Annotated in this window: 30 protein-coding genes; 26 read left to right on the top strand and 4 right to left on the bottom strand. The window is 37.1% G+C overall.

Going from position 1 to position 26,932, the window contains the following annotated elements; genetic code table 11:
- Window positions 1–64 precede the first annotated feature (64 nt).
- The 3 genes from mltG (at window position 65) to H8787_RS08690 (ending at window position 2,896) form a co-directional block, all read left to right on the top strand.
- Window positions 65–1,669 (top strand): endolytic transglycosylase MltG, encoded by a 1,605-nt coding sequence (gene mltG, locus H8787_RS08700; protein WP_187327883.1) that lies wholly within the window; start codon window positions 65–67, stop codon window positions 1,667–1,669.
- Window positions 1,670–1,872: 203 nt separating this feature from the next.
- The gene (gene greA / locus H8787_RS08695) at window positions 1,873–2,355 is read left to right on the top strand and encodes a transcription elongation factor GreA (protein WP_003068147.1); all 483 of its coding nucleotides are present in this window, start codon (window positions 1,873–1,875) and stop codon (window positions 2,353–2,355) included.
- A 76-nt stretch (window positions 2,356–2,431) separates the two neighbouring features.
- Complete coding sequence (locus H8787_RS08690; RefSeq protein WP_006269462.1) at window positions 2,432–2,896, top strand: 8-oxo-dGTP diphosphatase; 465 nt, start codon at window positions 2,432–2,434, stop codon at window positions 2,894–2,896.
- 132 nt (window positions 2,897–3,028) lie between these two features.
- On the opposite strand, the gene yidC is transcribed toward H8787_RS08690, so the two are convergent.
- Together yidC and H8787_RS08680 are read right to left on the bottom strand one after the other, a co-directional pair.
- Window positions 3,029–3,946 (bottom strand): membrane protein insertase YidC, encoded by a 918-nt coding sequence (gene yidC, locus H8787_RS08685; protein WP_003068149.1) that lies wholly within the window; start codon window positions 3,944–3,946, stop codon window positions 3,029–3,031.
- 79 nt (window positions 3,947–4,025) lie between these two features.
- Window positions 4,026–4,304, bottom strand: a complete 279-nt coding sequence (locus tag H8787_RS08680; protein ID WP_003068151.1) for an acylphosphatase — start codon at window positions 4,302–4,304, stop codon at window positions 4,026–4,028.
- 31 nt (window positions 4,305–4,335) lie between these two features.
- Between H8787_RS08680 and H8787_RS08675 the strand changes: the two genes are divergently transcribed.
- From H8787_RS08675 to yidD, 13 genes are all read left to right on the top strand, one after another.
- Window positions 4,336–5,076 (top strand): TrmH family RNA methyltransferase, encoded by a 741-nt coding sequence (locus H8787_RS08675; protein WP_006268567.1) that lies wholly within the window; start codon window positions 4,336–4,338, stop codon window positions 5,074–5,076.
- A gap of 45 nt (window positions 5,077–5,121) precedes the next feature.
- Entirely contained in the window at window positions 5,122–5,613 is a 492-nt protein-coding gene (locus H8787_RS08670) for an HDIG domain-containing metalloprotein (RefSeq protein ID WP_187327882.1), read from the top strand.
- Window positions 5,614–5,638: 25 nt separating this feature from the next.
- Window positions 5,639–6,322, top strand: a complete 684-nt coding sequence (locus H8787_RS08665; RefSeq protein WP_187327881.1) for a Bax inhibitor-1/YccA family protein — start codon at window positions 5,639–5,641, stop codon at window positions 6,320–6,322.
- Window positions 6,323–6,659: 337 nt separating this feature from the next.
- Window positions 6,660–6,908, top strand: a complete 249-nt coding sequence (locus H8787_RS08660; RefSeq protein WP_187327880.1) for a YneF family protein — start codon at window positions 6,660–6,662, stop codon at window positions 6,906–6,908.
- Between the two features lie 92 nt (window positions 6,909–7,000).
- Window positions 7,001–7,795: a glutamate racemase gene (racE, locus tag H8787_RS08655; RefSeq protein WP_048800595.1), complete on the top strand. Its 795-nt coding sequence runs from the start codon at window positions 7,001–7,003 to the stop codon at window positions 7,793–7,795.
- Window positions 7,792–8,778, top strand: a complete 987-nt coding sequence (locus H8787_RS08650; protein ID WP_187327879.1) for a nucleoside-triphosphate diphosphatase — start codon at window positions 7,792–7,794, stop codon at window positions 8,776–8,778. Before racE ends, H8787_RS08650 begins: the two co-directional genes overlap by 4 nt.
- Entirely contained in the window at window positions 8,754–9,275 is a 522-nt protein-coding gene (locus H8787_RS08645; RefSeq protein ID WP_006269447.1) for a metallophosphoesterase, read from the top strand. The genes H8787_RS08650 and H8787_RS08645 overlap by 25 nt, the downstream gene beginning before the upstream one ends.
- On the top strand, window positions 9,272–9,733 hold the full coding sequence (gene cbpB / locus H8787_RS08640) for a cyclic-di-AMP-binding protein CbpB (RefSeq protein ID WP_003071900.1): 462 nt from the start codon (window positions 9,272–9,274) through the stop codon (window positions 9,731–9,733). Before H8787_RS08645 ends, cbpB begins: the two co-directional genes overlap by 4 nt.
- Window positions 9,730–10,461, top strand: a complete 732-nt coding sequence (gene xerD, locus H8787_RS08635; protein ID WP_003068161.1) for a site-specific tyrosine recombinase XerD — start codon at window positions 9,730–9,732, stop codon at window positions 10,459–10,461. Before cbpB ends, xerD begins: the two co-directional genes overlap by 4 nt.
- Window positions 10,461–11,171, top strand: a complete 711-nt coding sequence (locus H8787_RS08630; RefSeq protein WP_003068162.1) for a segregation/condensation protein A — start codon at window positions 10,461–10,463, stop codon at window positions 11,169–11,171. Before xerD ends, H8787_RS08630 begins: the two co-directional genes overlap by 1 nt.
- Window positions 11,164–11,730, top strand: a complete 567-nt coding sequence (gene scpB / locus H8787_RS08625; protein WP_003068163.1) for an SMC-Scp complex subunit ScpB — start codon at window positions 11,164–11,166, stop codon at window positions 11,728–11,730. Before H8787_RS08630 ends, scpB begins: the two co-directional genes overlap by 8 nt.
- Window positions 11,717–12,442 carry a pseudouridine synthase gene (locus tag H8787_RS08620; RefSeq protein WP_003068164.1) on the top strand — a complete coding sequence of 242 codons (726 nt, stop codon included), beginning with the start codon at window positions 11,717–11,719 and terminating at the stop codon, window positions 12,440–12,442. The genes scpB and H8787_RS08620 overlap by 14 nt, the downstream gene beginning before the upstream one ends.
- Window positions 12,442–12,696: a membrane protein insertion efficiency factor YidD gene (gene yidD / locus H8787_RS08615; RefSeq protein WP_003068165.1), complete on the top strand. Its 255-nt coding sequence runs from the start codon at window positions 12,442–12,444 to the stop codon at window positions 12,694–12,696. Before H8787_RS08620 ends, yidD begins: the two co-directional genes overlap by 1 nt.
- 32 nt (window positions 12,697–12,728) lie before the next feature.
- On the opposite strand, the gene H8787_RS08610 is transcribed toward yidD, so the two are convergent.
- Complete coding sequence (locus tag H8787_RS08610) at window positions 12,729–14,168, bottom strand: TrkH family potassium uptake protein (RefSeq protein WP_187327878.1); 1,440 nt, start codon at window positions 14,166–14,168, stop codon at window positions 12,729–12,731.
- A gap of 3 nt (window positions 14,169–14,171) precedes the next feature.
- Complete coding sequence (trkA, locus tag H8787_RS08605) at window positions 14,172–15,521, bottom strand: Trk system potassium transporter TrkA (RefSeq protein WP_126441596.1); 1,350 nt, start codon at window positions 15,519–15,521, stop codon at window positions 14,172–14,174.
- A 282-nt stretch (window positions 15,522–15,803) separates the two neighbouring features.
- On the opposite strand from trkA, the gene H8787_RS08600 reads away from it, so the two are divergent.
- The 10 genes from H8787_RS08600 (at window position 15,804) to H8787_RS08555 (ending at window position 26,914) form a co-directional block, all read left to right on the top strand.
- Window positions 15,804–16,175 carry a hypothetical protein gene (locus H8787_RS08600; protein ID WP_003030375.1) on the top strand — a complete coding sequence of 124 codons (372 nt, stop codon included), beginning with the start codon at window positions 15,804–15,806 and terminating at the stop codon, window positions 16,173–16,175.
- Window positions 16,176–16,603: 428 nt separating this feature from the next.
- Window positions 16,604–17,080, top strand: coding sequence for a hypothetical protein (locus H8787_RS08595; protein WP_125261506.1), 477 nt, complete (start codon window positions 16,604–16,606; stop codon window positions 17,078–17,080).
- A 1-nt stretch (window position 17,081) separates the two neighbouring features.
- Window positions 17,082–17,759, top strand: a complete 678-nt coding sequence (locus tag H8787_RS08590; protein ID WP_003030358.1) for a DUF2786 domain-containing protein — start codon at window positions 17,082–17,084, stop codon at window positions 17,757–17,759.
- A 38-nt stretch (window positions 17,760–17,797) separates the two neighbouring features.
- A complete protein-coding gene (locus tag H8787_RS08585; RefSeq protein ID WP_003030351.1) occupies window positions 17,798–17,983 on the top strand; it encodes a hypothetical protein in 186 nt (61 codons plus the stop codon).
- Window positions 17,984–19,060, top strand: a complete 1,077-nt coding sequence (locus tag H8787_RS08580) for a replication initiator protein A (RefSeq protein WP_003030403.1) — start codon at window positions 17,984–17,986, stop codon at window positions 19,058–19,060. It abuts the gene before it with no gap.
- Complete coding sequence (locus H8787_RS08575; protein ID WP_052234558.1) at window positions 19,050–19,337, top strand: hypothetical protein; 288 nt, start codon at window positions 19,050–19,052, stop codon at window positions 19,335–19,337. The genes H8787_RS08580 and H8787_RS08575 overlap by 11 nt, the downstream gene beginning before the upstream one ends.
- Window positions 19,334–19,600 carry a helix-turn-helix transcriptional regulator gene (locus H8787_RS08570; protein WP_039677363.1) on the top strand — a complete coding sequence of 89 codons (267 nt, stop codon included), beginning with the start codon at window positions 19,334–19,336 and terminating at the stop codon, window positions 19,598–19,600. Before H8787_RS08575 ends, H8787_RS08570 begins: the two co-directional genes overlap by 4 nt.
- 310 nt (window positions 19,601–19,910) lie before the next feature.
- Complete coding sequence (locus tag H8787_RS08565; protein WP_003030405.1) at window positions 19,911–20,228, top strand: hypothetical protein; 318 nt, start codon at window positions 19,911–19,913, stop codon at window positions 20,226–20,228.
- Window positions 20,229–20,393: 165 nt separating this feature from the next.
- Complete coding sequence (locus H8787_RS08560; RefSeq protein WP_187327877.1) at window positions 20,394–22,937, top strand: SEC10/PgrA surface exclusion domain-containing protein; 2,544 nt, start codon at window positions 20,394–20,396, stop codon at window positions 22,935–22,937.
- A gap of 155 nt (window positions 22,938–23,092) precedes the next feature.
- Window positions 23,093–26,914: an SspB-related isopeptide-forming adhesin gene (locus H8787_RS08555; protein WP_187327876.1), complete on the top strand. Its 3,822-nt coding sequence runs from the start codon at window positions 23,093–23,095 to the stop codon at window positions 26,912–26,914.
- Window positions 26,915–26,932: the final 18 nt, after the last annotated feature.

Here is a 26,932-nt window from a genome sequence, read left to right as displayed (position 1 = left end):
CTTATTGCTTTTCTTTTCCTTTTAAGATATAATAGTAGGGATATTGAACAAGGAGGTCAACTATTTGGCTGAAGATTCACAAGAAAAAGAAGGGTTGAGTTTTAAAGAGCAAATTCTGCGAGACTTAGCTAGAGCAAAGGGGACTGAACAACCTACCCCTGTAGAAAAATCTAATGATTTACACGAAAAGTTGGGGCTAGGCCAATCGACACTTCCTTCTATTCAGGAAGAAGAGGAAACACTTGCTTCTGAAATGGATATACCACAGGTGCAAAAAGAAGAAACTAACGAGCCAGAGCCAGCTCCATTAGAAAGTCTTCTTCCAACCATTGAGCAAATAGAAGCCGAAGCGGCAGCTAGGGAAGAGAAAGAGTTTAATACTCATACAACGAAAGTCCCTGTTTCTTACCCAATCAATAAAGCGGTCGAAGAAATCAAGGTTCCAGAAGAATTGGTTCAGCCTGCAGTTTACGGAACAGAGAAAGAAACAAAGCAACTTTCTCGTTCAAATCGGACTTCTCAGATAGTCACTACTAAGAAGCGTCAAAACAAAATCGCAGGAAAAATTGTTAAAACTGTTTTGATATTACTGCTTTTAGGAATTGGAATAACTGGTTTCTTTGCTTATCGTTATGTTGCGTCGGCACTACAACCAGTTGATGCGAAAAATACCAAGTATGTGACGGTTAAGATTCCGACTGGATCAAGTACCAAAGAAATTGGAACGGTCTTGGAAAAAGCTGGTTTGATCAAAAATGCTCAGATTTTTAGCTATTATGCCAAATTTAACAATTATGCAGATTTCCAATCAGGTTATTACAATCTACAAAAGAGTATGAATTTGGATGCAATTGCTAAAAAACTACAGCAAGGTGGAACGGATACTCCGCAAGATCCATCAATGGAAAAATTGACGATTCCAGAGGGATATACGATTGAACAAATTGCAAAAATGATTGCGAAGCTGAAGAAAAATAAATTATCTTCAGAAGCTTTCTTAAAGAAAATACAAGATGATAATTTTATCACTCAGGAAGCTGCGAAATATCCGAAATTATTGGAAAGCCTAGCTAAAAAAGAGAGTGGTGTGAAGTATCGCTTAGAGGGCTATCTTTTCCCTGCCACTTACAATGTGACAGATAGTACAACAGCTGAAACTCTCATTGATCAAATGTTAGCTGCAATGGATAAGACTATGTCGCGATATTATGATGTTTTAGCAACGAAGAACTTGACGGTGCACGATGTTTTAACAATTGCATCCTTGGTTGAAAAAGAAGGTTCAACGGATCAAGATCGGAAAAATATTGCAAGTGTTTTTTACAACCGTTTGAATCAAAATATGCCTTTACAAAGCAATATTGCAATTCTGTATGCTCAAGGAAAACTTGGACAAAAAACGACCTTATCGGAAGATGCTGCAATTGATACGAATATTGATTCGCCTTACAACATCTATAAAAACACTGGTTTAATGCCTGGCCCTGTAGATAATCCGAGTCTCTCTGCTATTGAAGCGACGGTTAACCCAGTTAAAACTGATTATCTATACTTCGTAGCTAATACAGAAACAGGAAAAGTTTATTTCGCAACTACCTATGCAGAACATGAGAAAAATGTTCAGGAGCATGTCAATAGTAAATTGACAAAGCCAAGTAGTTCGAATTAAAAGGAGTAGGGCAAAATCGGTACTTCGTAGAACTTGATTTGATTTTCCTTTAGCGCAATGAAAATTAGGTCTGAAATAGAGTGCAATAAGCATATTTTAGACTGGATGGAGATTGTGCCTTGCAAAGGAATCACACACGATATTAGAAAGTTGGGACATTATTGTCCCAATCTCTTTGTTTAAAAAATAGAAAGAAGAAAATAATGGCAGAAAAAACTTATCCTATGACCCTTGAAGAAAAGGAAAAACTTGAAAAAGAATTAGAAGAACTTAAATTGGTTCGCCGTCCTGAAGTAGTAGAGCGTATTAAAATTGCTCGTTCTTATGGAGATTTATCAGAAAATAGTGAGTATGAAGCAGCCAAAGATGAGCAAGCTTTTGTTGAAGGACAAATATCTAGTCTAGAAACCAAGATTCGTTACGCTGAAATTGTAGACAGCGATGCAGTAGCTCATGATGAAGTCGCTATTGGTAAGACCGTTACGATTCAAGAAGTTGGTGAAACAGACGAAGAAGTCTATATGATTGTTGGCGCAGCTGGAGCAGATGCTTTTGCTGGAAAAGTCTCTAATGAAAGTCCTATTGGACAAGCTCTAATTGGCAAGAAAACAGGTGACACAGCTACAGTTGAAACACCTATTGGTAGTTATGATGTAAAAATCCTAAAAGTCGAAAAAACAGCATAATTAAAAAAAGGAAACGCGCCCCATGGTATCATCACAATCACGGGGCGCGTCTCAGTAAAACATAGAGGAGGGAAACATGTCCCATCAGTCCCAAGTGATTTTAACCAACATGTGTCTAATTGAAGATGATCAGAATCGTATTGTTATGCAGATTCGGGACCCAAAACGGTATTCTTGGTCAGGAGCAGCTCTACCTGGCGGACATATAGAAGAAAAAGAAAGTCTCCACCAAGCAGTTGTGCGTGAAGTATATGAGGAAACGGGATTAACAATCCATCGTCCTAGACTGGTTGGTATGAAACATTGGTATACGGCGGAAGGTATTCGTTATCTGGTCTTTCTTTATCGTACAAATGAATTTTCTGGTCATATTCGTTCGTCAGAAGAAGGTGAAGTTATGTGGGTGGCACGTGAAGACCTAGATACTATGGAGTTGGCTTATGATTTAAAAAATCTACTACGTATTTTTGATGATAAATCGTTGTCAGAATTATTTTATAGTGAGCGCTTAGAAAATGATTTTGTTCGTGAATTTTGGTAAGTTTATTTTTAAATGAGAATATTCTGTCATTCAAGTTGGTGTTTGAAAAGATGGAGTGTTGTTTCATAGTAGGATGATTTTCTGATTGAACGGCAAGCAAAAAGCTGGAATGATTATCCCAGCTTTTTTTGTTTATCTTGAACGTTGTTTTCCAGCATTACGATTTTTCTTTTTATTTTGTTTTCTATTTTCGATAACGGCCTGTGCTTGAGGGGTTACATCCTTTTTATAAGTAGAATTTTTAATGTCTTTAGGTGGGTTATTTTTGTATTCTTCAGCTACGCGTTTTCTGAGCTGAGGACGGATGTAATGATTGATAATCAATTGTTGAATGATCATAATGAAACCGCCGATTACCCAGTAAAGTGTTACACCTGCTGGAGCTGTGAAAGAAAAGATAACAATCATGAGCGGGCTCATGTACATCATTTTTTTCATTTGTTCTTTTTGAACTTCATCAACACCGACAAGAGTTAAAGCAGACTGGATGAAATACAAAACACCGACGATAGCAGTAAGGAGAATGCTGGCTTTTCCAAGTGGAATACCTAAAAATACGCTGTGTGCAATTCCTTCAGTGTATTGAGCTGAAAAGTACAAAGCCGAGAAGAAAGGCAATTGAATCAATAATGGTAAGCAGCCAATTCCGCCAAACATGCTGACACCATTTTCTTTTTGAGCAGCCATGAGTGCTTGCTGAGCAGCAAGTTTTTCTTCTTGTGTTTCAGCATTTTTCATACGTTCTTGGATAGGCTCAAAAATAGGCTTCAAGTAGTTCATCTTTTCAGATTGATAAGTTGCTTTCCATGATTGATAAAGTCCTAGTGGCAAAATGATCAGCCGCACAATCAGGGTAACAATGATAATAGCAACACCAAAACCTAGCCCCATGTTATTAGCAAAATACTGAATGGCAAGGCTCATTGGTCTTCCAATGATATCCCAGACAAACCCAGCAGGCTTACCATCTTTTACTTGCACACATCCTGAGAGCAGCAGAAGCATAGATAACCCTAATCCTGAGAATAAAATACGATTTAATTTTTTCACGTGTTTGTTTCCTTTTTCTAAAAAATAATACCTTTCTATTCTACTGTTTTTTTCCCAAATATACAATAGTTCTTAGGACTTAATTTGCAATTTTAAAATCTGAATAGGATTCAAAATTCGTCATTGTAACATCTAAATAGCTGACTTTTGAAAATGGCGTTGGTCCTTTGCGGATTTCTTGGATAAATTTTGCCATAAGGGCAGAGTTTTCTGCTTGCGCCAAAATCTCTACGGTACCATCTTCATTATTCCAGACACGCCCTGTAATGCCACCAATTTCTGTAGCAAGCCTATAGACTCCCCAACGGAATCCGACCCCTTGTACGCGGCCTTGCGCAATCATTCTTACTTTTTGCATGCGAGCCTCCTTTTTGTGATATAATATACCTATGAATATTATAACCTCAAAAGCTAATAATGTGGTAAAAAATACTAAAAAATTACTTCAAAAAAAGTATCGGAAGAACTCATACTTAATTGAGGGTTGGCATTTATTTGAAGAAGCAGTAAATGCACAAGCTGAGATTCGACATATCTTTGTTTTAGAAAATTTTTTTGATAAAGTGAAAGATTTTTCTCAAGTTCATGTGGTAACCTCAGAAATTTTGACTGATTTGGCTGATTCGAAAACGCCGCAGGGCATTGTGGCAGAGATTGCTTTTGAAAAACAATCTGCTCCTTCATTTCTCAAAGGGAAATATCTCTTTTTGGAAGATGTGCAGGATCCCGGAAATGTAGGAACGATTATCCGAACGGCTGATGCAGCTGGTTATGATGGAGTGTTTATTTCGCAGCATTCGGCAGATATTTACAATCTTAAAACCCTACGTTCCATGCAAGGCAGTCATTTTCATTTGCCTATTTATCAAATGAAAACATCAGATTTTCTTGAACTTGCCAAACAAATACAATTGCCGGTCTTGGCAACGACACTTTCAAGAGATTCTATTGATTATCGAGAATTAGCACCAATGACAGATTTTGTTCTTGTATTGGGAAATGAAGGGCAAGGAATCAGCCAGCAGATGATGGATAAGGCAGATCAACTGGTTCATATTTCGATGAAAGGACGAGCTGAGAGTTTAAATGTAGCCGTTGCAGCAGGAATTCTCATCTTTTCTTTAAGTTAAAATTTAGAAATATATTTATAATTTGAAGCACATGGAGGTGGTTCTATGCTTTATAAAGAAGATAAAGAGTATATGGAGCATGTTGGACAATTGATTGCTCAACCACGCGTCCAGAAATTAAAAACTATAACACATCATATTTATTCCAACCGTTTGGAACATTCGATTCATGTTAGTTATACGAGTTATAAAATTGCTAAGAAATTAGGTTGGGATGCAAAAAGTACCGCGCGTGGAGGTCTTTTGCACGATATGTTTTATTATGATTGGCGTGAAACAAAATTCAATAAGAGCCATGCTTGGGTACACCCTCGGTTAGCAGTGAGGAATGCACGGAAAGTAACCAAACTAAATAAAGTCGAAGAAGATATCATTCTCAAACATATGTGGGGTGCAACAGTAGCGCCACCGCGGTATAAAGAGGGCTATATTGTCACCATGGTGGATAAATACTGGGCAATCAAGGAAGTAATAGCACCAGTTCGGAAAAAGATTGCTAAAAGAAGACTTTTCCACAGAAAAATGTTAAAATCATAACATATAACAATAAAGGAGAGAGCTTATGAACAATACAATTATTCAAGAAAATAGTGGTATCAATAGTTTTTATGCAAAAGTATACTCTTTAGTTGGAATGGGGATTGGTATTTCTGCTCTTGTATCAGCACTAATGCTGACCATCTTTCAAGATGTGATTTTGTCTGTCATGACAGGAAATACTTGGATTTTTTACTTAGCAATTTTTGCTGAGCTGATCCTTGTCTGGGTAGCTTCGGGCATGTCTGCTAAAAACAATCCAGCTGCATTGCCAACTTTTCTAGTTTATTCGGCTTTAAATGGTTTTACGATTAGTTTAGTGTTGGCTCTTTACACACAAGCAACAGTTTTAGCAGCCTTTGTTACTTCTTCTGCAATGTTTTTTGCGATGGCACTGATTGGCAAATTTACTAAGAAGGATTTGTCTGGTCTAGGCAGAGCTTTTATTGCAGGGTTAATTGGAATTATCATCGCTAGTTTGGTGAATATTTTCCTTAAAAATTCTGGACTGGATTTCATCATTAGTATTATTAGTGTGATTATCTTTTCTGGTTTGATTGCTTGGGATAATCAACGAATCCGCTATGTCTATGAGCAATCGGGAGGAAATGTAGCAGCTGGTTGGGCAGTTTCATTGGCCTTGGGTTTGTATCTTGATTTTATCAATTTATTCCTAAGTATTCTTCGTATTTTTGGAAGAGATAATTAGGAGTGAAAGAAATATTAATGATTGGAAGTGGGACAAAAATCGATAACTCGAAGAGTTCGATTTTGTCGTCCCATCCCCGCAACGATGGCTAGGCTTTAAAAAGCTTGATATAAGCGCCTTTAAAGCCAGACAGTGACTGCGTCTTGCAAATTTTGCTACATAGTTTTAGGAGACTGAGAATTTTTGTCTCAGTCTCTTTTTGTTTATGAAAGAATGAGCTTGTTAGATGTCTTAGCCCATTGACAAGAGTATCATTTTCTATAGTTTGGACTTTGAAAAATAGACAATTTTTGATATAATAAGAAGATGTAAAAAGGGAAAAGAGGATTACATATTTATGAATTTACTATTAGCTATTTTGTTGATTATTCTTGCTTTTTTTGGTGGCATGGTCGCTGGCATGTATCTTGTCCGCAAACAAATTGAAAAAGAATTTGCAGACAATCCACGTTTGAATATCGATGCTGTCCGTATGATGCTATCCGCAAACGGACAAAAACCAAATGAAGCAAAGGTACAACAAGTGTATCGTCAAATTAAAAATCAACAAAAAGCAGCACTTGAAAATGCTAAAAAGAAAAAATAATCTTTGTTTTATACGATAAATTGATTTTTAAAGAGATAAATGAATGGGGATTTGGGACTTGCACCCAGTCCCTTCTTTAGAAAGAAGAACTTATGGATAATCGACCAATTGGTTTTTTAGACTCAGGCGTGGGCGGTTTGACAGTTGTTCGTGAGTTGATGCGGCAACTTCCACATGAGGAAGTAATTTATATTGGCGATTCTGCACGTGCGCCTTATGGTCCCCGACCTGCAGAGCAGATTCGTGAGTACACATGGCAATTGGTACAATTCCTTTTAACCCAAAATGTCAAAATGATTGTTCTCGCCTGCAATACAGCTACTGCTGTGGTTTGGGAAGACATCAAAGAAAAATTAGATATCCCGGTTTTAGGAGTCATCTTACCAGGAGCTAGTGCAGCAATCAAAGCATCTCAACATGGAACGATTGGCATTATAGGAACGCCAATGACGATTCAATCAGATATTTATCGTCAAAAAATCGAACGTCTCTTACCGGAAGTGGAAGTGACAAGTCTTTCCTGTCCCAAATTTGTACCGCTAGTAGAATCTAATGAACTGTCGTCTAGTATTACGAAAAAAGTGGTGTATGAAAGTTTAATGCCTTTAAAAGGCAAGGTGGATACTTTAGTACTAGGCTGTACTCATTATCCTTTACTAAAACCAATCATTCAAAATGTGATGGGACCAACTGTGAAATTGATTGACAGCGGAGCAGAATGTGTACGGGACATTTCTGTCTTGCTAAACTATTTTGAAATCAATCATAGCAGAGAAGGAAAACTCCCGCAACACTGCTTTTTTACAACAGCTAATGCGAAAAGGTTTGCTGAAATTGCAGAAACGTGGTTAAACAAAAAAATAAATGTGGAGCATGTAACATTATGAGCAATAAAGTTTATGAGTATAAAGATGCTCAAGATTGGTATGTTGGAGAATGGTCTTCCTATGGCGGCGGATTCTATTTTAAAGATGTCATTTCAGAAGAACTTAGTCGAATGGAGGAAGAGCTCCGTCAATTAGTAGTTGAAGGACAGTCTTTTTCTGTTGCAGTGATTCAATATAACTCAATCATGTCTTTTGTTCAATTCGTCTTGCAACTAATCAATGAAAATCAAGCATCACAGTTTCAGGCACAATTTCATAAGGGTGCTATTTTAATCACGGAAAAGGGACAATTAGTTTTAGTGCACTTACCTGAAAAAGGTGTCAAATTAAATGTTTTCTTTTCTCAACAAGAATTGTCAGGTTTGACAGTAGGAGATACGATTTTAATTGCTACTCGTAATGAGGGAAAGACCGCTGAATTCCGCAGAATCTTTGAAAAATTAGGCTATCAGATTGAAAATTTGAATGACTATCCTGATTTACCAGAGGTCGCAGAAACTGGGATGACTTTTGAAGAAAATGCTCGTTTAAAAGCAGAGACTATCTCTAAGCTGACTGGCAAAATGGTATTGGCAGACGATTCAGGCTTAAAAGTAGATGCGCTAGGTGGTCTGCCTGGAGTTTGGTCTGCTCGCTTTGCTGGAAATGATGCGACAGACTTAGAAAATAATGCAAAACTACTACATGAATTGGCAATGGTTTTCGAGTTGAAAGATCGCTCAGCGCAGTTTCATACAACTCTTGTGGTAGCAAGTCCTACTAAAGAAAGTCTAGTCGTGGAGGCTGACTGGGCAGGCTATATTAATTTTGAGCCAAAAGGGGAGAATGGATTTGGCTATGATCCGTTATTTTTAGTAGGTGAAACAGGCAAAACATCTGCAGAATTAACAATGGAAGAAAAGAATGCTCAATCACATCGAGCTCAAGCAGTCCAAAAATTAGTGGAGGTATTTCCAACATGGCAAAACAAACCATCATCGTAATGAGTGATTCTCATGGAGATCGTGCTATTGTAGAAGAGATAAAGACCTATTATCTCGGAAAAGTAGATGCTATTTTTCATAATGGTGATTCTGAGCTGCCAAGTGATGACGAAGTGTGGCAAGGAATTTATGTTGTAGCAGGGAACATGGATTTCTATGGTGGCTATCCAGATCGTTTGGTGACGGATTTAAATGGTACCGTTATTGCACAAACTCATGGTCACCTTCAGCATATCAACTTTGGTTTTCAAAAATTGGATTTATGGGCACAAGAGGTAGATGCGGATATTTGTTTATATGGGCATTTGCATATTCCAGATGCGTGGATGGAAGGAAAAACGCTCTTTTTAAATCCGGGGTCAATCAGTCAACCACGAGGTGTTATTAATGAGCGACTTTATGCCAAGGTAGAGATTACTGATGATGCATTCCATGTAGATTACTATACACGTCAGCACGAGCTATACTCTCGCCTCTCAAAGGAGTTTTCTCGATGATTGCCAAAGAATTTGAAAATTTTCTCTTACAGCAAGAAGACACTTTTTTAACACCGGCAGAAAACTTAGCTGTCTTGATTGATACCCATAATGCAGACCATGCTATTTTATTACTGAGTCAAATGACATACTCACGAGTACCGGTAGTGACAGATCAGAAAAAGTTTGTGGGTACGATTTCGCTAACAGATATCTTGTCTTATCAAATGCAGCACGAAATCCCTGATGAGGAGTTTATGACAACTGATATTGTACATATGGCAAAAAAAGATGACCTAACTGTCGGCCCAGATTTTACATTGACAGAAGTACTACATAAATTAGTAGATGAGTCCTTCTTGCCAGTTGTTGATCAGGAAAATACGTTTCAAGGAATTATTACGCGTAAATCTATCTTAAAAGCAGTCAATGCTCTTTTACACAGCTTTGCGAATGAATACGAGATCCATCCAAAATGAAAGAAGAAATAATCACCTTTTTAGAAGGAAAAAATTTATCTGATAATTCAAAAACAGCTTATTTTTATGATTTGGAGCAGTTTGTAGATGTGATTCATGCAAAAATTACAGATACTAATCTTCGAATTTATCGGGCTTCTATTGCTGACTTCAAACCTTCTGTTCAAAAGCGAAAGCTATCTGCTGTCAATCAATTTTTGTATTATTTATACAACAAACGCTTCATTTCAAATTTTTATCGCCTAGAGTTGCCAAAAGTTGGAATTCCGAAAGAACACGATGCGGAGATTTTGGACTTATCTAATTTTTATGCCGATACAAATCAATACAACGGTCGTTTGATTGCACTTCTCATTTTGGAAATGGGGCTGTTGCCAAGTGAAATTTTGCAGTTAAAAGTAGCAGATGTAAATCTAGATTTTCAGATTATTCGCATTGAGAAAGCAGGTCAAAAGCGTATTGTTCCTATTCCAGATCAATTGATTGGAGAGCTGGGAACAACTCTGGAAGGGACTTATTTGTTAGAAAAAAATGGGAAAACCTATTCACGGCAATGGGGCTTTCGTCAATTAGAGGCTTTTTTGATTGAAAAAAATCAAGCTACCTTATCTGCTCAGAGTTTGCGAGAGCAATATATTTTACGTCAGCGAGAGAAAGGCGTAGAAATATATGAAATTGCGCGCAATTTAGGTTTGAAAACAATGATGACGTTGGAAAAATATAGATAATGGACATAAAAATTAAAGATTTTGAAGGCCCGTTGGATTTATTACTTCATTTGGTGTCAAGATACCAAATGGATATCTATGATGTGCCGATTACAGAGGTTATTGAGCAGTACTTAGCTTATGTAGCGACCCTTCAAGCTATGAAGTTAGAAGTGACAGGTGAATATATGGTCATGGCGAGTCAGCTCATGTTGATTAAAAGTCGGAAGCTCTTGCCAAAAGTGGCGGATACCGTAGAAACTGAAGAGAATCTGGAGCAAGATTTACTTGCTCAAATCGAAGAATATCGGAAATTCAAATTGTTAGGTGAGAAAATGGCAGAGCAGCATGAAGAACGGGCTCTTTATTACTCCAAGCCTAAAATCGAATTGGTATATGGAAATGCTGAGTTACGTCATGACAAAACAACGATTGATTTGTTTCTGGCCTTTTCAAAGTTGATGACACAAAAAAGAGAAGAATTTGCTCAAAACCACACAACCATTGTCAAAGACGAATATAAAATTGAAGACATGATGAATGTAATACGCAATCGTTGCCATCTACAAGAAAAAATTGCTCTTCAAGCGATCTTCTCAGAAACAAAAGATATAAATGAAGTCATTACTCTATTTTTAGCAACATTGGAATTGGTAAAAGTGCAAGAAATTCAAGTGGTGCAGGAAGAAAATTTTGGGAATATTTATCTAATGGGAAAAAGAAATGAGTAAATTAGCAGAGATTGAAGCCTTGCTCTTTGTAGCAGGTGAGGACGGCTTGCGTGTCCGTCAACTAGCAGATCTCCTCTCTATACCGCCTACGGGTGTGATACAGAGTTTGGAGAAATTAGCAGAAAAATATCGAAAAGACGAAGATTCAAGTCTTGCTCTATTAGAGACATCGAATGCTTATAAAATTGTTACCAAACAAGATTTCGCTGACCTTTTGCGGGAATATTCAAGAGCTCCGATCAATCAAAGTTTATCAAGAGCTGCACTTGAAACCTTGTCGATTATTGCTTACAAGCAGCCCATTACAAGAATTGAAGTGGATGAGATTCGTGGTGTCAATTCTAGTGGTGCAATCTCTAAATTACAGATTTTTGATTTGATTCGCGAAAATGGGAAAAAAGAAGTGCTTGGTCGCCCAAATCTTTATGTGACGACTGATTATTTTTTGGATTATATGGGCATCAATAGTATAGAAGAATTGCCAGTAGTGGAAGAAACAGAGTTAATAACAGAGGAAAGTCAACTATTTGTTGAAAGGATAGAGGATGAGAATCAATAAATATATTGCCCATGCTGGGATTGCTAGTCGTAGAAAAGCAGAAGAATTGATAAAGCAAGGGCTGGTCACTGTAAACGGACAAGTTATTCGTGAATTGGCAACGACGATCAAGTCTGGAGATCGCGTGGAGGTAAATGGTCAGCCAATTTACAATGAAGAAAAAGTGTACTACCTCTTAAATAAGCCACGTGGTGTTATTTCTAGCGTGACAGATGACAAAGGTCGTCCAACAGTAGTTGATTTGTTACCAAATGTCACAGAACGGATTTATCCAGTAGGGAGGCTTGATTGGGATACGTCAGGTGCCTTAATTTTGACAAATGATGGAGATTTTACAGATGAAATGATTCATCCTCGAAATGAGATTGATAAGGTCTATGTCGCTCGTGTCAAGGGGATAGCTGATAAAGAGGTCCTTCGACCGTTGACAAAAGGTGTAAAAATTGATGGTAAGAAAACCAAACCAGCTGTTTATGAAATTCTGAAAGTAGATCCGGTTAAGAATCGTTCGATTATCCAGTTGACGATCCATGAAGGACGAAATCATCAAGTAAAAAAGATGTTTGAGGCTGTTGGTTTGCAAGTAGATAAACTTTCCCGCACGCAATTTGGCCATCTAAATTTAACTGGTCTTCGTCCAGGTGAAGCTCGCCGTCTCAATAAAAAAGAGGTCAGTCAGTTACATAATCTAGCTGTTACAAAGAAAAAATAATGAAAAAAGTTCTTATCGCGCTAATCCGTTTTTATCAAAAATTTATCTCACCGGCTTTTCCACCTTCCTGTCGTTATCAGCCAACTTGCTCAAACTACATGATTCAAGCGATAGAAAAACATGGCATCAAGGGTTTGTTGATGGGGATTGCACGTATTTTGCGTTGCCATCCATGGGCGAATGGAGGAGATGATCCTGTACCGGATGATTTTAGCTTGAGACGCAATCACTCAGAAAATAAAGAAACTCACTAGTCTATTGACTGGCGAGTTTTTATTGGATCTAGTTATCGTTTGGACCAAGTTTGTGGCATAAAGAGCAGAATCATTGGGTAAATTTCTAAACGTCCAGCAATCATAGCAAGAGAGAGCAGGAATTTGGAAATTGGACCAAAGATTGCAAAGCTCTCTGTTGTACCAAGCATTGGTCCAATGTTGTTGAAACAGCTAAGAACAGTGCTCACGACGGTCATCAAATTATTATTATCTAGACTGACAATGAAAATAAGACTGATGATAATCATCGTATAAAGCACAAGGTATTTTAAGATTTTATGCTGCGTATCTTTGTCAATCACGCTATGGTTGACATGCAGGGTCAGTACACGTTTTGGTGAGAGAGTGGATAAAACTTGATTTTTAGCAATGCGGACTAAGATTAAGCCACGAACAATTTTTAAACCTCCTGCAGTTGATCCGGCAGAACCTCCTATACACATGAGAATGAGGAGAATAAATTGGGAAAAGAGTGGCCAAGAGGTAATGTCACCAAGACCAAAACCAGTGGTGGTGATGATATTCGCTACTTGGAAAAGAGAAATTTCTAAAGTCTTAGCTATATTTTGATAAATATGAAAGACATTCAAACAGATGAGAAGAGTAGTTGATATTACAATAATGAGATAGGTTCGCAATTCTTCATCTCCAAAGAATGCTTTAAATTTTCTCAATAGTAAAAAGTAGTAGAGGTTGAAATTTACTCCAAAGATAAGTACTCCAAAACTGACTAGATACGTAATGAGAGAGCTGTTATAGTGAGCAATACCATCATTGTAAACTGCAAAGCCTCCTGTACCAGCTGTTCCCATGGCGATGATAAAGCTATCAAATAAAGGCATTCCTGCAAGGTAATAGATTACTACAAAAATAGCAAAAAGTGCCAAATAGAGTAAATAGAGAATTTGTGCCGTGTCTTTTAATTTAGAGACAACTTTACCAAAGACAGGACCAGGAACTTCTGCTCGCATCACTTCCAAATGGCTATTTTTATTATTTTCCATGATAGCAAGGGCAAAGACGAGGACTCCCATACCTCCAATTAAGTGGGTGAAACTACGCCAAAAGAGTAGAGAATGTGATAAGACAGAGACATCTGGTAAGATAGAGGCACCTGTTGTTGTAAAGCCTGAACTGATCTCAAAGAAAGCATCTATGAGGTGAGGAATTTGTCCTGAAAAAACAAAAGGAAGTGCCCCAAAGAAGGACCAAAGTATCCAGCATAAGGCGACAATTAAAACCCCTTCTTTGGCATAAATATGATGATTTTTGGGCTTAAAAGAACTGCCTAAAAGTCCGACCACCAAGAGGATTCCAATTGTGATGCTAATGGAAAGTAAATTTTGATGAGGCTCGCGATAGATGAAAGCCACAATGAGTGGAACTAGAAGTAGTCCAGCTTCAATGATTAACAACTTGGAGAGGAGGAAACGAATCATATTTCTATTCATGGCTTACCTCTCTAACAAATCATATATTTGTGTGATACTTTGAATGAGCGTTGTGACAATGATTTGGTCACCTATTTGAATGTAATCCTCACCCGTCGGGAAAATAGGTTTTCCATTTCGGATAATGGCTGCAATTAAGACACCTTTCTTTAGTTTCAAACTAGAAAGTGGTCTTCCAGTCATTTTATTTTCTTCCTTGATTTGAAATTGCAAGGTTTCAAGTTGTCCATTAGCTAAGTGGTGCATAGCTTGCAAATCGGAATACTGAGCATTCACACGTCCGCGGACAAAGTGCATAATTGTATCTACTGCAATTCTCTTAGGCGTCACAATACTTGAAAATTCCTGACTGTCAATGATTTCAAGTAAACTAGTCCGATTGACTTTCGTGATATTTTTTTGAACCCCCATGCTTTCAAGGAACATAGAAGAAATGATATTTTCTTCGTCTACACCAGTCAGGGTCGCAACTGCATCATAGTGTTGAGCACTTTCTTCTAGTAAAATGTCTTTTGCAGTACCGTCACCTTGAACAATATGCAAATGTGGAAATTCTTGGCTAAACCATTCAGCATGCTTTGGATTGATTTCAATCACTTTTAGTTTGATTTTGCTATTTTTTAAAATATTAAGCAGATAGTAGGCGATTTTTCCTGCACCAATGAGCATCAAACTTTTAATGACTTTGGGTCGCACGAAATTATGGAAAAGAATAACATCAACCCGATTTCCGGTGACATAGATAATATCATTCTGCAAAATGGTAATTTCACCGTCTGGAATGAGCAATTGATTATCACGTTCAATAGCACAAATCAAGACATTTCCAAATTTCTTCCGAAATTGAGATAAAGTCATCTGACACAGATTACTATTTTGTTTGACTTTAAATGCCATTAAACTGACACGTCCATTTGAAAAATGTTCCACAGAAAGTGCGTTAGGAAATTCGATGATATTGGCAATGTAACGGGCTGCTAGTAGCTCAGGATTGACAATAAGTGAAAAACCAAGGATATTTTTTTCTTTAAAATAAGAATTTGAATATTCTGGATTGCGAGCGCGGACAATCGTTTCTTTTGCCCCCATTTTTTTAGCCAGCACAGACGACACCATATTGACTTCGTCATGCTCTGTCATGGAAATGAAAATATCACAATGCTCTACATTAGCCTGCTCTAAGATTTTAAAATTAGCACCGTTACCCACAATGCCCATAATATCATAACGTTTTGTGATCCGATTGAGTACGGACTCATTTTGCTCGATGAGAATCACATCATGTTTTTCAGCCACAAGTGAACGGCATAGTGCAGATCCGACCTTACCGCCACCAACGACAATAATTTTCATGTTATACCTCCCAAGTATACTTCTATATCATACTCTTTTTTTGCAAAAATTTCATCATTTTGAAGAAAGAAAAATGTATATTTTGTCCTATTAAAGCGTCCTGATGAAAACGATAAGAGAATTCTTGAAAAAATTGACAAATAATCTAGAAAATATGAAAATTTTAAGCTGTAAGTGTCTAGAGTTTCGGGAAACGTAAAATTAAATACCTTGTAACCTAAGAGAACGAAAAAATCGTTCTCTTTTTTCGTTGCCTAAAATAATGGAAAGGACACCAAACAGATGTCAAATAACATTGAAATCATCATGAATCTTGATACCTTAGAAATCTTTGAAGTAATTGATCTTGATGAAGAGAAAGAAGCAGCTGTTACAGATACTGAGGAGCTTCCTGAAGAAGTAAAAACATCCCCATACGATGACCTAGGAAGAGTTTGGCTAGGGAATGGTTATTACTACAAGCCTTTTAGCTTGCTTTGGAGAACTGAGAAAGATGATGTTATTCATGAGCTGAATCCCAAGAATAAACATGGCACCTATCCTTATCATAAACGAGCCCGAGATGGGACGTGGGGTCATATTTATCAACTGACACAAGAAGAAGCCTTGTGGCTAACCTTAGAGTTTAATCCTGAATTGATGAGTTATGTGTAGGGTTAAGAGAGAAAATAAAAAATGACCGAACGAGAAGAATCACTTTATGAAGTAAGGTTATGCCTATTTGGAATCCCATTATGGAAAGTAAAATACACTAAGCGAGAATTACTGATGTCTGCTTTTTGCGCTGCTAATAAGAACAAGATTATTGAATTGATATTTATTGATAAAGAGGGGGAATATGATATTTGGTATTTTTAACTTTTTATTGATTATATCAGTATTTAGAAAGGAGAGGTAGAAAGAATGAGTGTCTTGATTCCTGTAAATATTATCTTTGCTTTAATACTTTACCCTATGTTTATCAGTAATTATCGGAAAAGAAAACCTTATTTGTTGCATTTGTTTCTCTTTCTGATAAATGCTCTAGTATCACTGTATGAGATTTTTAATTATTTAGGCTGGTTGAAATAAGGAGATAGAGGATGACTCAAGAAGAAATAGAAGCTGGAATTTGTAGACGATGCGGATGTAATTGGATTACCCCTTGTATCGATGAAAAGTATGGTCCTTGCTGGTGGGTAGATAAAAATAGAACGCTGTGTAGTCATTGTTTTTATGGATTTAATGATAAACCTTATCAGACGAAAGTTTACTATAGGCCAGGTTATGATTTTCTTGAGAGAAATAGAGAATTTGCATGGGGAATATTGACAAATCCAAAAAGTCACTGGGTTTATGATATGGAACATGATGTTTTGTGTGTAGTTGGCTTAGGGGATCATATTGGAGCTGTTCGTTTTATTGCAAAAAAATTCTATGGACTAAAACGTATCTATCGTGAAGAGATACCTAAATGGCAAGAAATTATCGATGAGAATATGATTTTTTACAATGCAATGGTTGATGATCCAGAACATTATGCTTGGCATTTACCACGAAAGTATCGATTGGAGGATTGATATGAATAACAAGGTTATTTTTAAGATACAGAACCTTCTTGAATTAGCTTATGATGCACCAAATGACGAAGAAGGACAAACAGCTCTTCTAATGGCTCAAAAACTCATGGTCAAGCACAATCTATCTATGACCGATCTAACGACTACTAAAAACAAAAATAACATTGGTGAAACAGTAGGAACCTGGGAGTATAGAATGCCTTGGTGGCAAGAGAAATTAGCAGCTATTCTAGGTGAAAATTTTAGATGTAAAACGATAAGAAGAAGGGTTGTTGATGAAGGAATTACACAAATCATTTTCTTTGGGTATGATACGGATGCTGAATTGTGTACCAAGGTCTATGAAGGAGCTATTTTATATCTGAAGTATCGATTAAAATGGCTATTTCCTACAATTCCTAAAGCACGTTGGAAAGATTATAAAAAGTCATACTTGATAGGATTTCTTGCAGGACTAGACGAGCGATTTAGAAAACAGGCACAATCCTCAGAAGAATTTGCTTTGATGGTGCAGGTACCAGCAGAAGTGCTGGAAGAACAAAGACTACGTATGGGAGAATTGAAAAATCGCGAAACTAAAGCACAGATTGAGAATATTGATTTTGAGGCGTATGTAACTGGTCTTGAACATGCTAAAAAATCTCGATTAATGCCTAATAAATTGTTAAAAAGCAGTTAAGAAAACAAAAGAAAAAAGAATCCAATAAAGGAGTTTTTATGAGAACACAACAATCTTCTATGGTTAAACTAACAAAAAATATGATGGTAATTGATTTGATGAGAACAACAGGTTGGTCACGAGATCGAGCTCTTGCTGCGATTGAAGAATTGGAAGCAACGAGTTTAATCCAGTTCTCTCATCAAGGTGGTATGAAGCTATGTATCAATGCTGAGGTGTTTTAAATGATTCCAAATAGAGATATTACAGTCAATCAATTAACCACACAGACCTTTTATCAAATTCCACAATTATTTATGACAAGAATTGAACGCAAGTGGAATCCTGAAAGAAAGATACTGATGACGATTCGTTACGTTAGTCCATACGTTAAATTATCTTCAGATGCCAAACTTAGTTATGGCATATTGCTGAACCGTTGCCAGTTAAGTATTCATTCTCATGAAAGTGGGAACAGTGAATATGTAGATGAAAATGGCTCAGTGTTTATGATTTATACAGTCAGCGATTTGATGGAAGTATTAGATAAATCAAAACCAACTGTTACCAAAATTAAGAAAGAATTAACTGAAATGGGCTTGTTGCGAGAAGTTCGACAAGGAAATAATAAACCGAATCGATTGTATTTACAAAATGTTGATGCAACTTGCCAAATAGTAGAGCATTACGATGAAAATAATGTCTTGTTAAAACGGTTTGACTACTTTGGAAAACTTCTTTATGAGAAAGAGGAGTCGTTAACAGAAGAAGCGAAAACCCTTGATAATAGCGGAGGTAAAAAAATTGAACGTCCAAAATCTTTACTTCCGGAGGGTAAAAATTTTAACCCAAGTAAGAATAATACAAGTAAGACTGAGATAAATAATATTAGTTCTAGAAAGAGTGAGAAAATTTCTGATGAAATTTCTCCCTCTCCTGAAGCTGATCATATACATCATCTAGAAAAAGTTGAGAAATATATTTCACCAAAATATTATTCTCTCTTACAAGTAATTGCAGATGAGTATAATGGCAAATTTTGCCAACAAGATTTGTTTACTGGAGAGTTCCAAAATTACAGCTTAACTCATAGGCAAAAGATGATGATAGGACAATACCTTTCGGAAGGTTATGTGACCAGTAAAGAAGTTCTTAATCTTATTAATCGTATTCCCTATGATTGCGGATCTCCTTTAGCCTATCTCATGCGCAGTTTAGAAAACCTCAAGGAAGAGCGAAGATTAGAAGTGAAGATATTGGCGCATAAACAGGCAGAGTTGAAATATGGCAAGAGCAAGGGAGGGGACAAGTATGGCGTTTAACAGACAAAAAGGCATTATCAGAGGCTCGATGGCTGCTAGAATACGTCCGACAGAACCGAAACCAGTACAAGAGATAGTGATGGAGATTGAGTATTTTGATAAAACAACAGAAACAATTTCACTCACCTATAACCTAGAAGAACTACAGAGATTAGTATCTAGCTCTTTCAGTACAGGAGCTAGTATGAATTTTTCAGAAGCTCGACCGCCTTTCACTATCAATCCAAGATGGGTGAAGAAGGTGACCTACAAAGTAAAAGGGGGTGACTCCATGTGACAAAACCCATCCAAAACCGAGTGAAGGAACTACGAAAACAGGCCGGTCTAACCCAACAAGAGCTTGCAGATCAGCTTGGGGTTATTCGTAAGACAATCTCAAATTGGGAAAGAGGAACGAATCGGATCAGTCCTGAACATACTGAAAGCCTAGCTAGATTTTTTCAAGTGTCGGTTGGATACTTATTAGGCGTGAGTTCAGATCGAAAAGCAAGTTCAGATTTAGGTCACTATGTAGCTTATCGTCTTAAAGGTGAGAGGTGAACCTAATAGTTCTTCAGAAAATAAATGACCTAAGCAAGTCTTAAAACTACTTGAAGCTCTTTGACAATTGAATACCCCCACTGTCCTGATTAGCGGAACTAAGCATAAAAAAGAAAAAAGGGCGGTGTGTAGCTAGAAAAGGATATCTAGCGCTGTTCCACCACGTAAAGGCATAGCTAGTTAAAGCTATAAGCCGAAGGAGTTTGCGGTAAACTAGACTCAAAACCGTGCGTAAGAAACACAGTAGAAATGCTACGGCATTAACTCGGCATGGCTGTAAATCAGCCTTTGATTCGCAAGGAGGAAAATGATGAATCAAATAAATTCAACAAGTGAGGTAACCCTCACAGATTTAAGACGATTAGGAATGCAAGGAGGTGCAACAGCCCTTCTTGACAATGGTGAAGAAGTTAAGTTGACGAAAAAATATGGTCTAATCTCTCGGAAAGGATACGTTGAAGGAAAACTTGTAACGGTTGCGACAATCGCAAATTATGGGAATATTTATAAAAGCATACGCACCATTAAACGTGGCAATATTCTTGTAGCCCGTAAAGTCAAACGAGGGAAACAGTCTATTTTACAGTTAACTGGCAAAGGTTACCATAGACCGATCGTTCCATCTTAACAGATAGAGTCCTCATCTGTCTGTTTTGAAGAACAAAGAAAGAAGTTTTCTTTGCTGTTGAAAGCAGATTGATGATTGACAGAATATTAAAATTACAAAATATAATTTTTGTAGAAATGTTTATATTGTTATAAAATAAATAAAAATAGATTTAGGAGAAAAAAGATGAATAAAGTTAGTAAAACGTTGATGACAACAGTTGCGACTGTTGCTGTGGTAGGTGCAGGACAAGTAGTGCAGGCAGAAAATGTGCAACCAAAAGAGGTTAAAAGTGCGGAAGCTGCTCAACCGAAAGCAGTTGTAACTAAGGAAGAAGTGGCAACTAGTCAAACAAAAGTAGATACCGCAAATGCAGCAGTCAAAGCACAAGAACAAGTGACTAATCAAGCACAAAAAGATGTGACGGTTGCTGAAAATATAGTAAAAACAGAAACAAACAATGTTGCTCAGGCTGAAAAAGTAGCACAAGAAGCTACTCCAGAAAACATTGCTAAGGCAGAAACTTCTGTTAAGGAAACGACTAATCAGGTAAGTCAAGCTGAAAATGCTGTATCTGCTAGTCAAACAGCCCAACAAACAGCTCAAGAAGGGGTATCTAAACAGACAGAAGCGGTTGCTAAAGCTCAAGAGACCGTTACCCAAAAACAAGCAGATGTTGCTCAAGCTGAAAAGAAAGTAGCTGAAAAACAAGCAATTTTAGACGGTACAGGTACTAAAGAAATTATTGCTAAAGCTGAACAAACGCAAGCAAAAGTAAACGCTGATAAAGAAGTGGTTACTAAGGCTCAGACAGATTTAGCTAAAGCAAAACAAGATGACCAGAAACGTACTTCCGATTTAGCTGAAGCAGAAAAAGTAGTAACTCAATCTCAAAAGGCGGTAACTACTTCTAAAGCTGATGTAGATCAAAAGGCAGCTTTGGCTAATAAAACAGCTCAAGCTTTAGAAAAGGCAACAGTTGATTTGACTAAAGCTAATCAAGATGTTGAAGCTATCAACAAAATCAAATTGACTCAAGAGTATATTGCAGCATTAAGAGAATATGCTCAAAAAATCGCCACAGCTTCCCCAGCAGAAGAAAAGGCTATGACGGATAAATTGGTTGCTCTTGGGAAGGTTTTAGCTAAACAAAATCGTTTTAAAGCGAATAAAAATGATAGCCAAGAAAAACTTGACTTGAATAATTTGTCAGAAGCAACGAGAGAAGAATTGTCTCTCTTTGCAGCGGACTTATTAAATCAAATTCATGCAGCTTTTGGTACATCAAAGGTTGAAGTGACAAAAGATGTAACTAAAATTATTAACGACCATGTTTCAACTTCTAAAACAAATGGCGTGAAAGGTCATGACACTGAACATCTTAATAAACTTCTAGCACAATACAATATTACTTCTTCAGAAACAGATGAAAATATTGGCTTAATGGGCGGTAGTGGTATTTATAGTGCGAAACAGTTTGTAACAAAAGCAGAATTAAAGCGTTTGGTGTATAACACTATTTTGAATTTGATGTTTAATGCTTTTGATGATGTAGAAGATAATGTGAATAATGAATTCCTACATGCCTCAAGTATGGCAGGGTTGTTTGCCCCAGAAGCTAAAACTTCTTATCTTGGGGTAGGAACTTCTTACAAAGATGATTTTTGGCAGGTTGTTAATTTCTTGTTTGTACATGATAAAGCACTAACAAACAGTACCTTTAATCGTACAGCATTAGCTAATCCATTTGATAGCCAAGAATTATTGAATACTCAAAAAGAAGCTCAAAGTACTTATGATGTTGTAAAACAAGATGATGATCATGCACAAGCAGGTAAGTTGAAAGCTGAAGCTGATCATAAGAAAGTAACTGCTCATTTAACAGAAGCAACGGCACAACGTGACGCTATTAAAGCTATAAAACTGAAAACTCCTGCAGCTCAAACTCAATTGGATCAAGTCCAGGCAACTTTAAAAGCGGATGAAGCTGAAAATAAAGCAGCCCAAGAAGCCGTTGCTCAATTGAATGCGGACGTGAAAGCTAAACAAGCAGCTTTAGCCCAAGCAAAAGCTGAATTGTCTCAACAACAGTCAGAACTTAATGTGCTTAAGACTAGCCTTTCTGCTGAACAACACAAATTAGCTACTAAACAAGCGGATTTGACAAGAGCCCAAGCATTGGTCAGCCAACGTAACAATGAGTTAGTACAAGCTAAGGCACGTTTGACAGCAGCTCAAGAAAAAGTTCTTAAGCTAAAAGATGCTCCTTTACGTTTAGCACAAGCAAAACAAAGTTTATTGAAAGCTAAACAAACTTTAGCAGAAAAGAAAGTTTTGCTAGAGAAAGAAGAAGCAAAATTGCAAGCATTAAAAGCAACTCAAGCAGAGGTAGTTGCTAAACACTCTAAGATTGTCAAAGTATATCAAGCTCAATTGGAAGCAGAACGATTGGCAAAATTAGCAGCACAAAAAGCAGCGATTGAACAAGCAGGCGGACAAGCAATTCCAATTGTAGATGAAACAGGTAAAATTATAAGTTATGTGGATGGAAAGAAACAAACTGTTACACTTATCCAGAACTTACCAACCAATCATAAGCAAGTGAAAGTTAATTATAATGTATCCACTAATCACTTGCCTTCTACTGGAGAAACAACTTCTTTGTTAGGATTGCTTGGAGGAGTGATACTTTTAGCTCTTAGTTTTGTTTCTCGCAAACGTGTAAAATAATGATAAAACGAAGTCATCATGATATGTGATGGCTTTTTAAAATAGTTAAAGAAGGATAAAAAATGGTTATATTATTTCTGAAGAAGGCTCGTGCGCCTTCTTTTGTTTTTTAAAGCATAAGAATAAAAAAATAAAAATAGATTTAGGAGAAAAAAATGAAATCAAATGAAACAAAAACGTATGGATCAATTCGCAAAATCAAAGCTTATGGTGCTTGTGGTGTTATTTTAGGGCTTGCAGCACTAGCTGTAGCGACAACTAATGGTGTACAAGCAGATGAAGTCGCTAAAACAGAGCCTACAACGGTTGCACCCGCAAATACAGCTACTAATTTACCAGATAGTCAACCAGCAAAAACAGCTGAACAACAAAATCAGTTGAATCAAGCTGGTCAAGCACAAGGAAATGTAACTGTACAGGTTGACAATAGTCAAGTGAATCAAGCAGCACAAGCAGCTCAAAAAGAAGGTGTAAAGGTTGTTCAAGATGCTCCTGTTGATAAGGGAACAACGAATACAATTACTGAAACTCAAAAGGCTCAAGCGGAAATTGCGCAAGACCAAGCAAAACAAAAAGCTGAAGTTGAAAAAACAACTACAGATTATGCAAAAGCAAAAGAAGACCATGCAAAAGCAGTAGAAGAAACTAAAAAAGAAAATGCTAAAATCAATGCTGATAATGCAGCATTGAAAGAAGCGCATGATAAAGCTGAAAAAGCAGGTCAAGATGTCAATCAAGCTGTTTCAACTGCGAAAGAAAAGGTAAAAGCTGAGTTTAAAGATGCTCAAGTATCTGAAAGTTCTAAGACAGTTAAAGTTGAAGCAACTAAAGAGTCTTATGACGCTTATACTAAAGAAGTTACCAAGGTAAAAGAAGACAACCAAAAGGCAACTGATACTTATGTTGTAGAAAAACGCAAAGAAAACAAGGAAATTGCAGCTGCGAAGGCTTATAATGAAGCGGTGCGCAAACGTAATGCAGAAGGCAAAGCAAAAGTAGATGCAGAAAATGCAGAAATTGCTAAACGAAACAAGGCTCAATTAGATCATAAGAAATCAGTTGAAGCAGAAAATGCAGAAATTACTAAACGTAACGAAGCGGGTAAGGCTAAAGTCGATGCAGAAAATAAAGTAATTGACGCTTATAATAAGACAGTCACTGAACACAATAAAGCAGAAGATGCTCGTGTTGCAAAAGAAAAAGCAGAAGCTGAGAAAAACAAAACAAAAGATGGTTGGTTGCCTGAAGTCATCCAGCATCGTCTCTTGTTTAACCAGGAGACTGTCAAAAATGCTGAAATTCTAGATTCCGAAGGAATTGAATATTTCAATAAGGACAAATTTCTGAAATTGGTGAATGACAAGCATGGAGACAATCATGCTGTATTGAGAACGGATTTATCTCACTTGTCTGCTTCAAAGCAAGAAGGAACGGATGCGAATCGTGGCGTATTTGGTCGAATGAAAGTTGGGCAAACTGCGAAAATCACTTATGGAAATTTGAATGTGAAAGCAGGAGATAAAATTGTGACAAAAGCTGTATTTGAATATACAGTGGTTTCTACACCAAATAGTCAAGGCTATATCAATGCCATATTCTGGAAGAGTCCTGTACGAACTATTGATTATGGTGCAGTAAATGATAATGGACAAGATTCAAATATTCGTCTGCGTGTTCGTCTGTATGATAAAGACGGAAACGAAATTAAACCAACAAAAGAAAATCCTTGGTATTATTCTGCCGCTTCTTTAAATTCTTCTGGAGTAGGAAGTACCCACATTGAATACGTTAAGGCAGGACAAGGCACTCGTTTCTTGAAAATCAATGGCTCTTTTGTGGAACAACATTCTGATGGTATCTACTCTGCAACAGATATTGATTATGGAGCTGTGAAGACCGCAGATTGGGATTCAGCAGACAGCCCCAATGCCTATTATGGTGCTGGGGTTATGAAAGTGACGGATACCATTGAACTTTCTTTTGGAGTAAAGACATCAGGAAATTCTTCTGCTTTAAATTCTGCTTGGTTTGCATTCAATACGGATATTAAGGCAACTGGTGTTCCAACACCCCCACGTTATCAAAAGACAAAAGAACCTAAGAACTTCACACCAGAAAAATTGAAAGAAGTTCCAACTCCTAAATTGGAAACTCCGAAGAACTTTACTCCAGAAAAGGAAAAAGTAGTTCCAACTCCAAAAGCTAAATTGAATTTGGTAACAGTGAATGGTGTTCCAGCCCCAACTTATAAACCAAATGAAAAGATGCCAACCCCTCCAGTAGTACCAACCGTACATGTACATGGTTATAAATTATCCACTCGTCCTCAAGTACAAAAAGCAGTTGAAAATGCGGATAAGGTAAACATCAATGGTCAGTACGTAGCGAAGAACTCATTGAATCGGTTTGTTTTGCAAACGGAAACTTTGCCATCTTCTCGTAAGACAACAACTCAGCTAGTCTTTAATGATCATTTACCTCAAGGCTTTAAGTTGGATGTAGAGAAAACCAAAGAAGCCAACAAGGGGTATGATGTTTCTTATGATGAAAAGGCAAACTTGTTGACATTTAAGGCAACCACAGCTACTCTTACTTCGGTTAATAAAGATTTAGCTAAAGAGTACAAATTAGCTGATTTGTCTGTTTGGGGTCGTCCTCAAAATGACGCAGCTGACTACGAAAACGTCTTTGAAATGGTCGTGAACGGTGGTGGTTCAAATGGCTATGTTCGTAAGTCGAACAAAGTCTTGATTCATACGCCAGGTAAACAAAATCCAAACAAACTAAATGACCCTAAGAATCCTAATCGTGACCCATTGAAACCAGAAAAGCATAATTACAATGAACAAGGAAAACTTGTTGATGGTAAAGAGATGTTGCCTGAAGGAGTAAATTACTATGTTTCTAAATGGACGAATCGCCCTAATAAGAGTGATAAGTCTGGTAAGGAAGCAATTGCGAAAGGATTTGCTTACATTGAAGATTATCAAGATGATGCAGTTACACCGCTTGAAAGTCGATTCCAAGTGAAAGATGCTCAAGGTAAAGCTGTTAACGGTTTGAAGATGTACCATGTATTAGACCGTAAAACACTTTCTAAGGCTTTGAATGACATGATTGATAAGTCAGGTATTTCTCCAAAAGGCGCATTTTACATGTGGGTTGCAGAAAAACCAGAAGAATTTTACAAGGCTTATGTACAAACGGGTATGGATTTGTATTTCCATACACCAATGCAAAATAAAAAAGGTTTTGTTGGTAAATACACGAACCAAACCTTCCAAGTGCAATTTGGCAATGGTTACTATTCAAATGTGGTAGTCAATCATGTACCAGAATTGAAAGTCCAAAAACGAGTTTACAATAAACTTGGAGATGGTCAAAATCTTGATGGTAAGCTCATCAAGCTTGGTGATAAGTTCTATTACTATTTAGATGGAGCTAAGTTGCCAGCTGACCGTGGAGAAGCTCTCAAAGAATATCGTTTCTATGATGACTTTGACGAAAAGGGTGACGAGTTCACAGGTGAGTATAAGGCAATTGCTGGTGTTGACATCAAATTGAAAGACGGTGCAGTTATTAAGGCTGGTACAGACTTGTCACAATATGCAGAATTGAAATATGACAAATCTAGAGGTGTTGTTGAGATTTCAATGAAACAAGACTTCTTGGATAAAGTAGATAATGCGTCTGAATTTGATGTAGATGCAGCAATTCAAATGAAACGAATTTCAGCTGGAACATTTGAAAACACCTATAAGAATGTGGTGAATGGTCATGAAGTTGTTTCTAACACGGTTAAGACTAGCACTCCAGAACCAGAAAAACCACAACCTAAGAAACCAACTCCAGCACCAAAAGCACCAACCCCAGCTTTACCACAAACGGGTACTGCCTCATCTATTGGATTGTCTGTATTGGGAATGATACTTGCAGGATTCAGCCTTGTTAGTTTCAAAAAGTATAAAGAAAATTAAAGAAGCACAATCTGTCAT

This window comes from Streptococcus sp. NSJ-72 (genome assembly GCF_014334035.1).
GTDB lineage: Bacteria > Bacillota > Bacilli > Lactobacillales > Streptococcaceae > Streptococcus > Streptococcus constellatus.
Note: the sequence above shows the minus strand (reverse complement) of the source record. Positions and strands in the feature narration are given on the sequence as shown.

Excerpts from the sequence above, each read along its gene's own strand:
- racE (WP_048800595.1), top strand. The coding sequence starts at position 7,001 with ATGGATAATCGACCAATTGGTTTTTTAGACTCAGGCGTGGGCGGTTTG.
- cbpB (WP_003071900.1), top strand. The coding sequence starts at position 9,272 with ATGATTGCCAAAGAATTTGAAAATTTTCTCTTACAGCAAGAAGACACT.
- H8787_RS08555 (WP_187327876.1), top strand. The coding sequence starts at position 23,093 with ATGAAATCAAATGAAACAAAAACGTATGGATCAATTCGCAAAATCAAA.
- H8787_RS08645 (WP_006269447.1), top strand. The coding sequence starts at position 8,754 with ATGGCAAAACAAACCATCATCGTAATGAGTGATTCTCATGGAGATCGT.
- H8787_RS08575 (WP_052234558.1), top strand. The coding sequence starts at position 19,050 with ATGGCGTTTAACAGACAAAAAGGCATTATCAGAGGCTCGATGGCTGCT.
- H8787_RS08610 (WP_187327878.1), bottom strand. The coding sequence starts at position 14,168 with ATGAATAGAAATATGATTCGTTTCCTCCTCTCCAAGTTGTTAATCATT.
- H8787_RS08670 (WP_187327882.1), top strand. The coding sequence starts at position 5,122 with ATGCTTTATAAAGAAGATAAAGAGTATATGGAGCATGTTGGACAATTG.
- H8787_RS08600 (WP_003030375.1), top strand. The coding sequence starts at position 15,804 with ATGTCAAATAACATTGAAATCATCATGAATCTTGATACCTTAGAAATC.
- H8787_RS08675 (WP_006268567.1), top strand. The coding sequence starts at position 4,336 with ATGAATATTATAACCTCAAAAGCTAATAATGTGGTAAAAAATACTAAA.
- H8787_RS08630 (WP_003068162.1), top strand. The coding sequence starts at position 10,461 with ATGGACATAAAAATTAAAGATTTTGAAGGCCCGTTGGATTTATTACTT.
- H8787_RS08560 (WP_187327877.1), top strand. The coding sequence starts at position 20,394 with ATGAATAAAGTTAGTAAAACGTTGATGACAACAGTTGCGACTGTTGCT.
- H8787_RS08665 (WP_187327881.1), top strand. The coding sequence starts at position 5,639 with ATGAACAATACAATTATTCAAGAAAATAGTGGTATCAATAGTTTTTAT.
- H8787_RS08680 (WP_003068151.1), bottom strand. The coding sequence starts at position 4,304 with ATGCAAAAAGTAAGAATGATTGCGCAAGGCCGCGTACAAGGGGTCGGA.
- H8787_RS08650 (WP_187327879.1), top strand. The coding sequence starts at position 7,792 with ATGAGCAATAAAGTTTATGAGTATAAAGATGCTCAAGATTGGTATGTT.
- scpB (WP_003068163.1), top strand. The coding sequence starts at position 11,164 with ATGAGTAAATTAGCAGAGATTGAAGCCTTGCTCTTTGTAGCAGGTGAG.
- H8787_RS08595 (WP_125261506.1), top strand. The coding sequence starts at position 16,604 with ATGACTCAAGAAGAAATAGAAGCTGGAATTTGTAGACGATGCGGATGT.
- xerD (WP_003068161.1), top strand. The coding sequence starts at position 9,730 with ATGAAAGAAGAAATAATCACCTTTTTAGAAGGAAAAAATTTATCTGAT.
- H8787_RS08585 (WP_003030351.1), top strand. The coding sequence starts at position 17,798 with ATGAGAACACAACAATCTTCTATGGTTAAACTAACAAAAAATATGATG.
- H8787_RS08590 (WP_003030358.1), top strand. The coding sequence starts at position 17,082 with ATGAATAACAAGGTTATTTTTAAGATACAGAACCTTCTTGAATTAGCT.
- H8787_RS08580 (WP_003030403.1), top strand. The coding sequence starts at position 17,984 with ATGATTCCAAATAGAGATATTACAGTCAATCAATTAACCACACAGACC.
- greA (WP_003068147.1), top strand. The coding sequence starts at position 1,873 with ATGGCAGAAAAAACTTATCCTATGACCCTTGAAGAAAAGGAAAAACTT.
- H8787_RS08660 (WP_187327880.1), top strand. The coding sequence starts at position 6,660 with ATGAATTTACTATTAGCTATTTTGTTGATTATTCTTGCTTTTTTTGGT.
- H8787_RS08565 (WP_003030405.1), top strand. The coding sequence starts at position 19,911 with ATGAATCAAATAAATTCAACAAGTGAGGTAACCCTCACAGATTTAAGA.
- H8787_RS08690 (WP_006269462.1), top strand. The coding sequence starts at position 2,432 with ATGTCCCATCAGTCCCAAGTGATTTTAACCAACATGTGTCTAATTGAA.
- yidD (WP_003068165.1), top strand. The coding sequence starts at position 12,442 with ATGAAAAAAGTTCTTATCGCGCTAATCCGTTTTTATCAAAAATTTATC.
- H8787_RS08620 (WP_003068164.1), top strand. The coding sequence starts at position 11,717 with ATGAGAATCAATAAATATATTGCCCATGCTGGGATTGCTAGTCGTAGA.
- trkA (WP_126441596.1), bottom strand. The coding sequence starts at position 15,521 with ATGAAAATTATTGTCGTTGGTGGCGGTAAGGTCGGATCTGCACTATGC.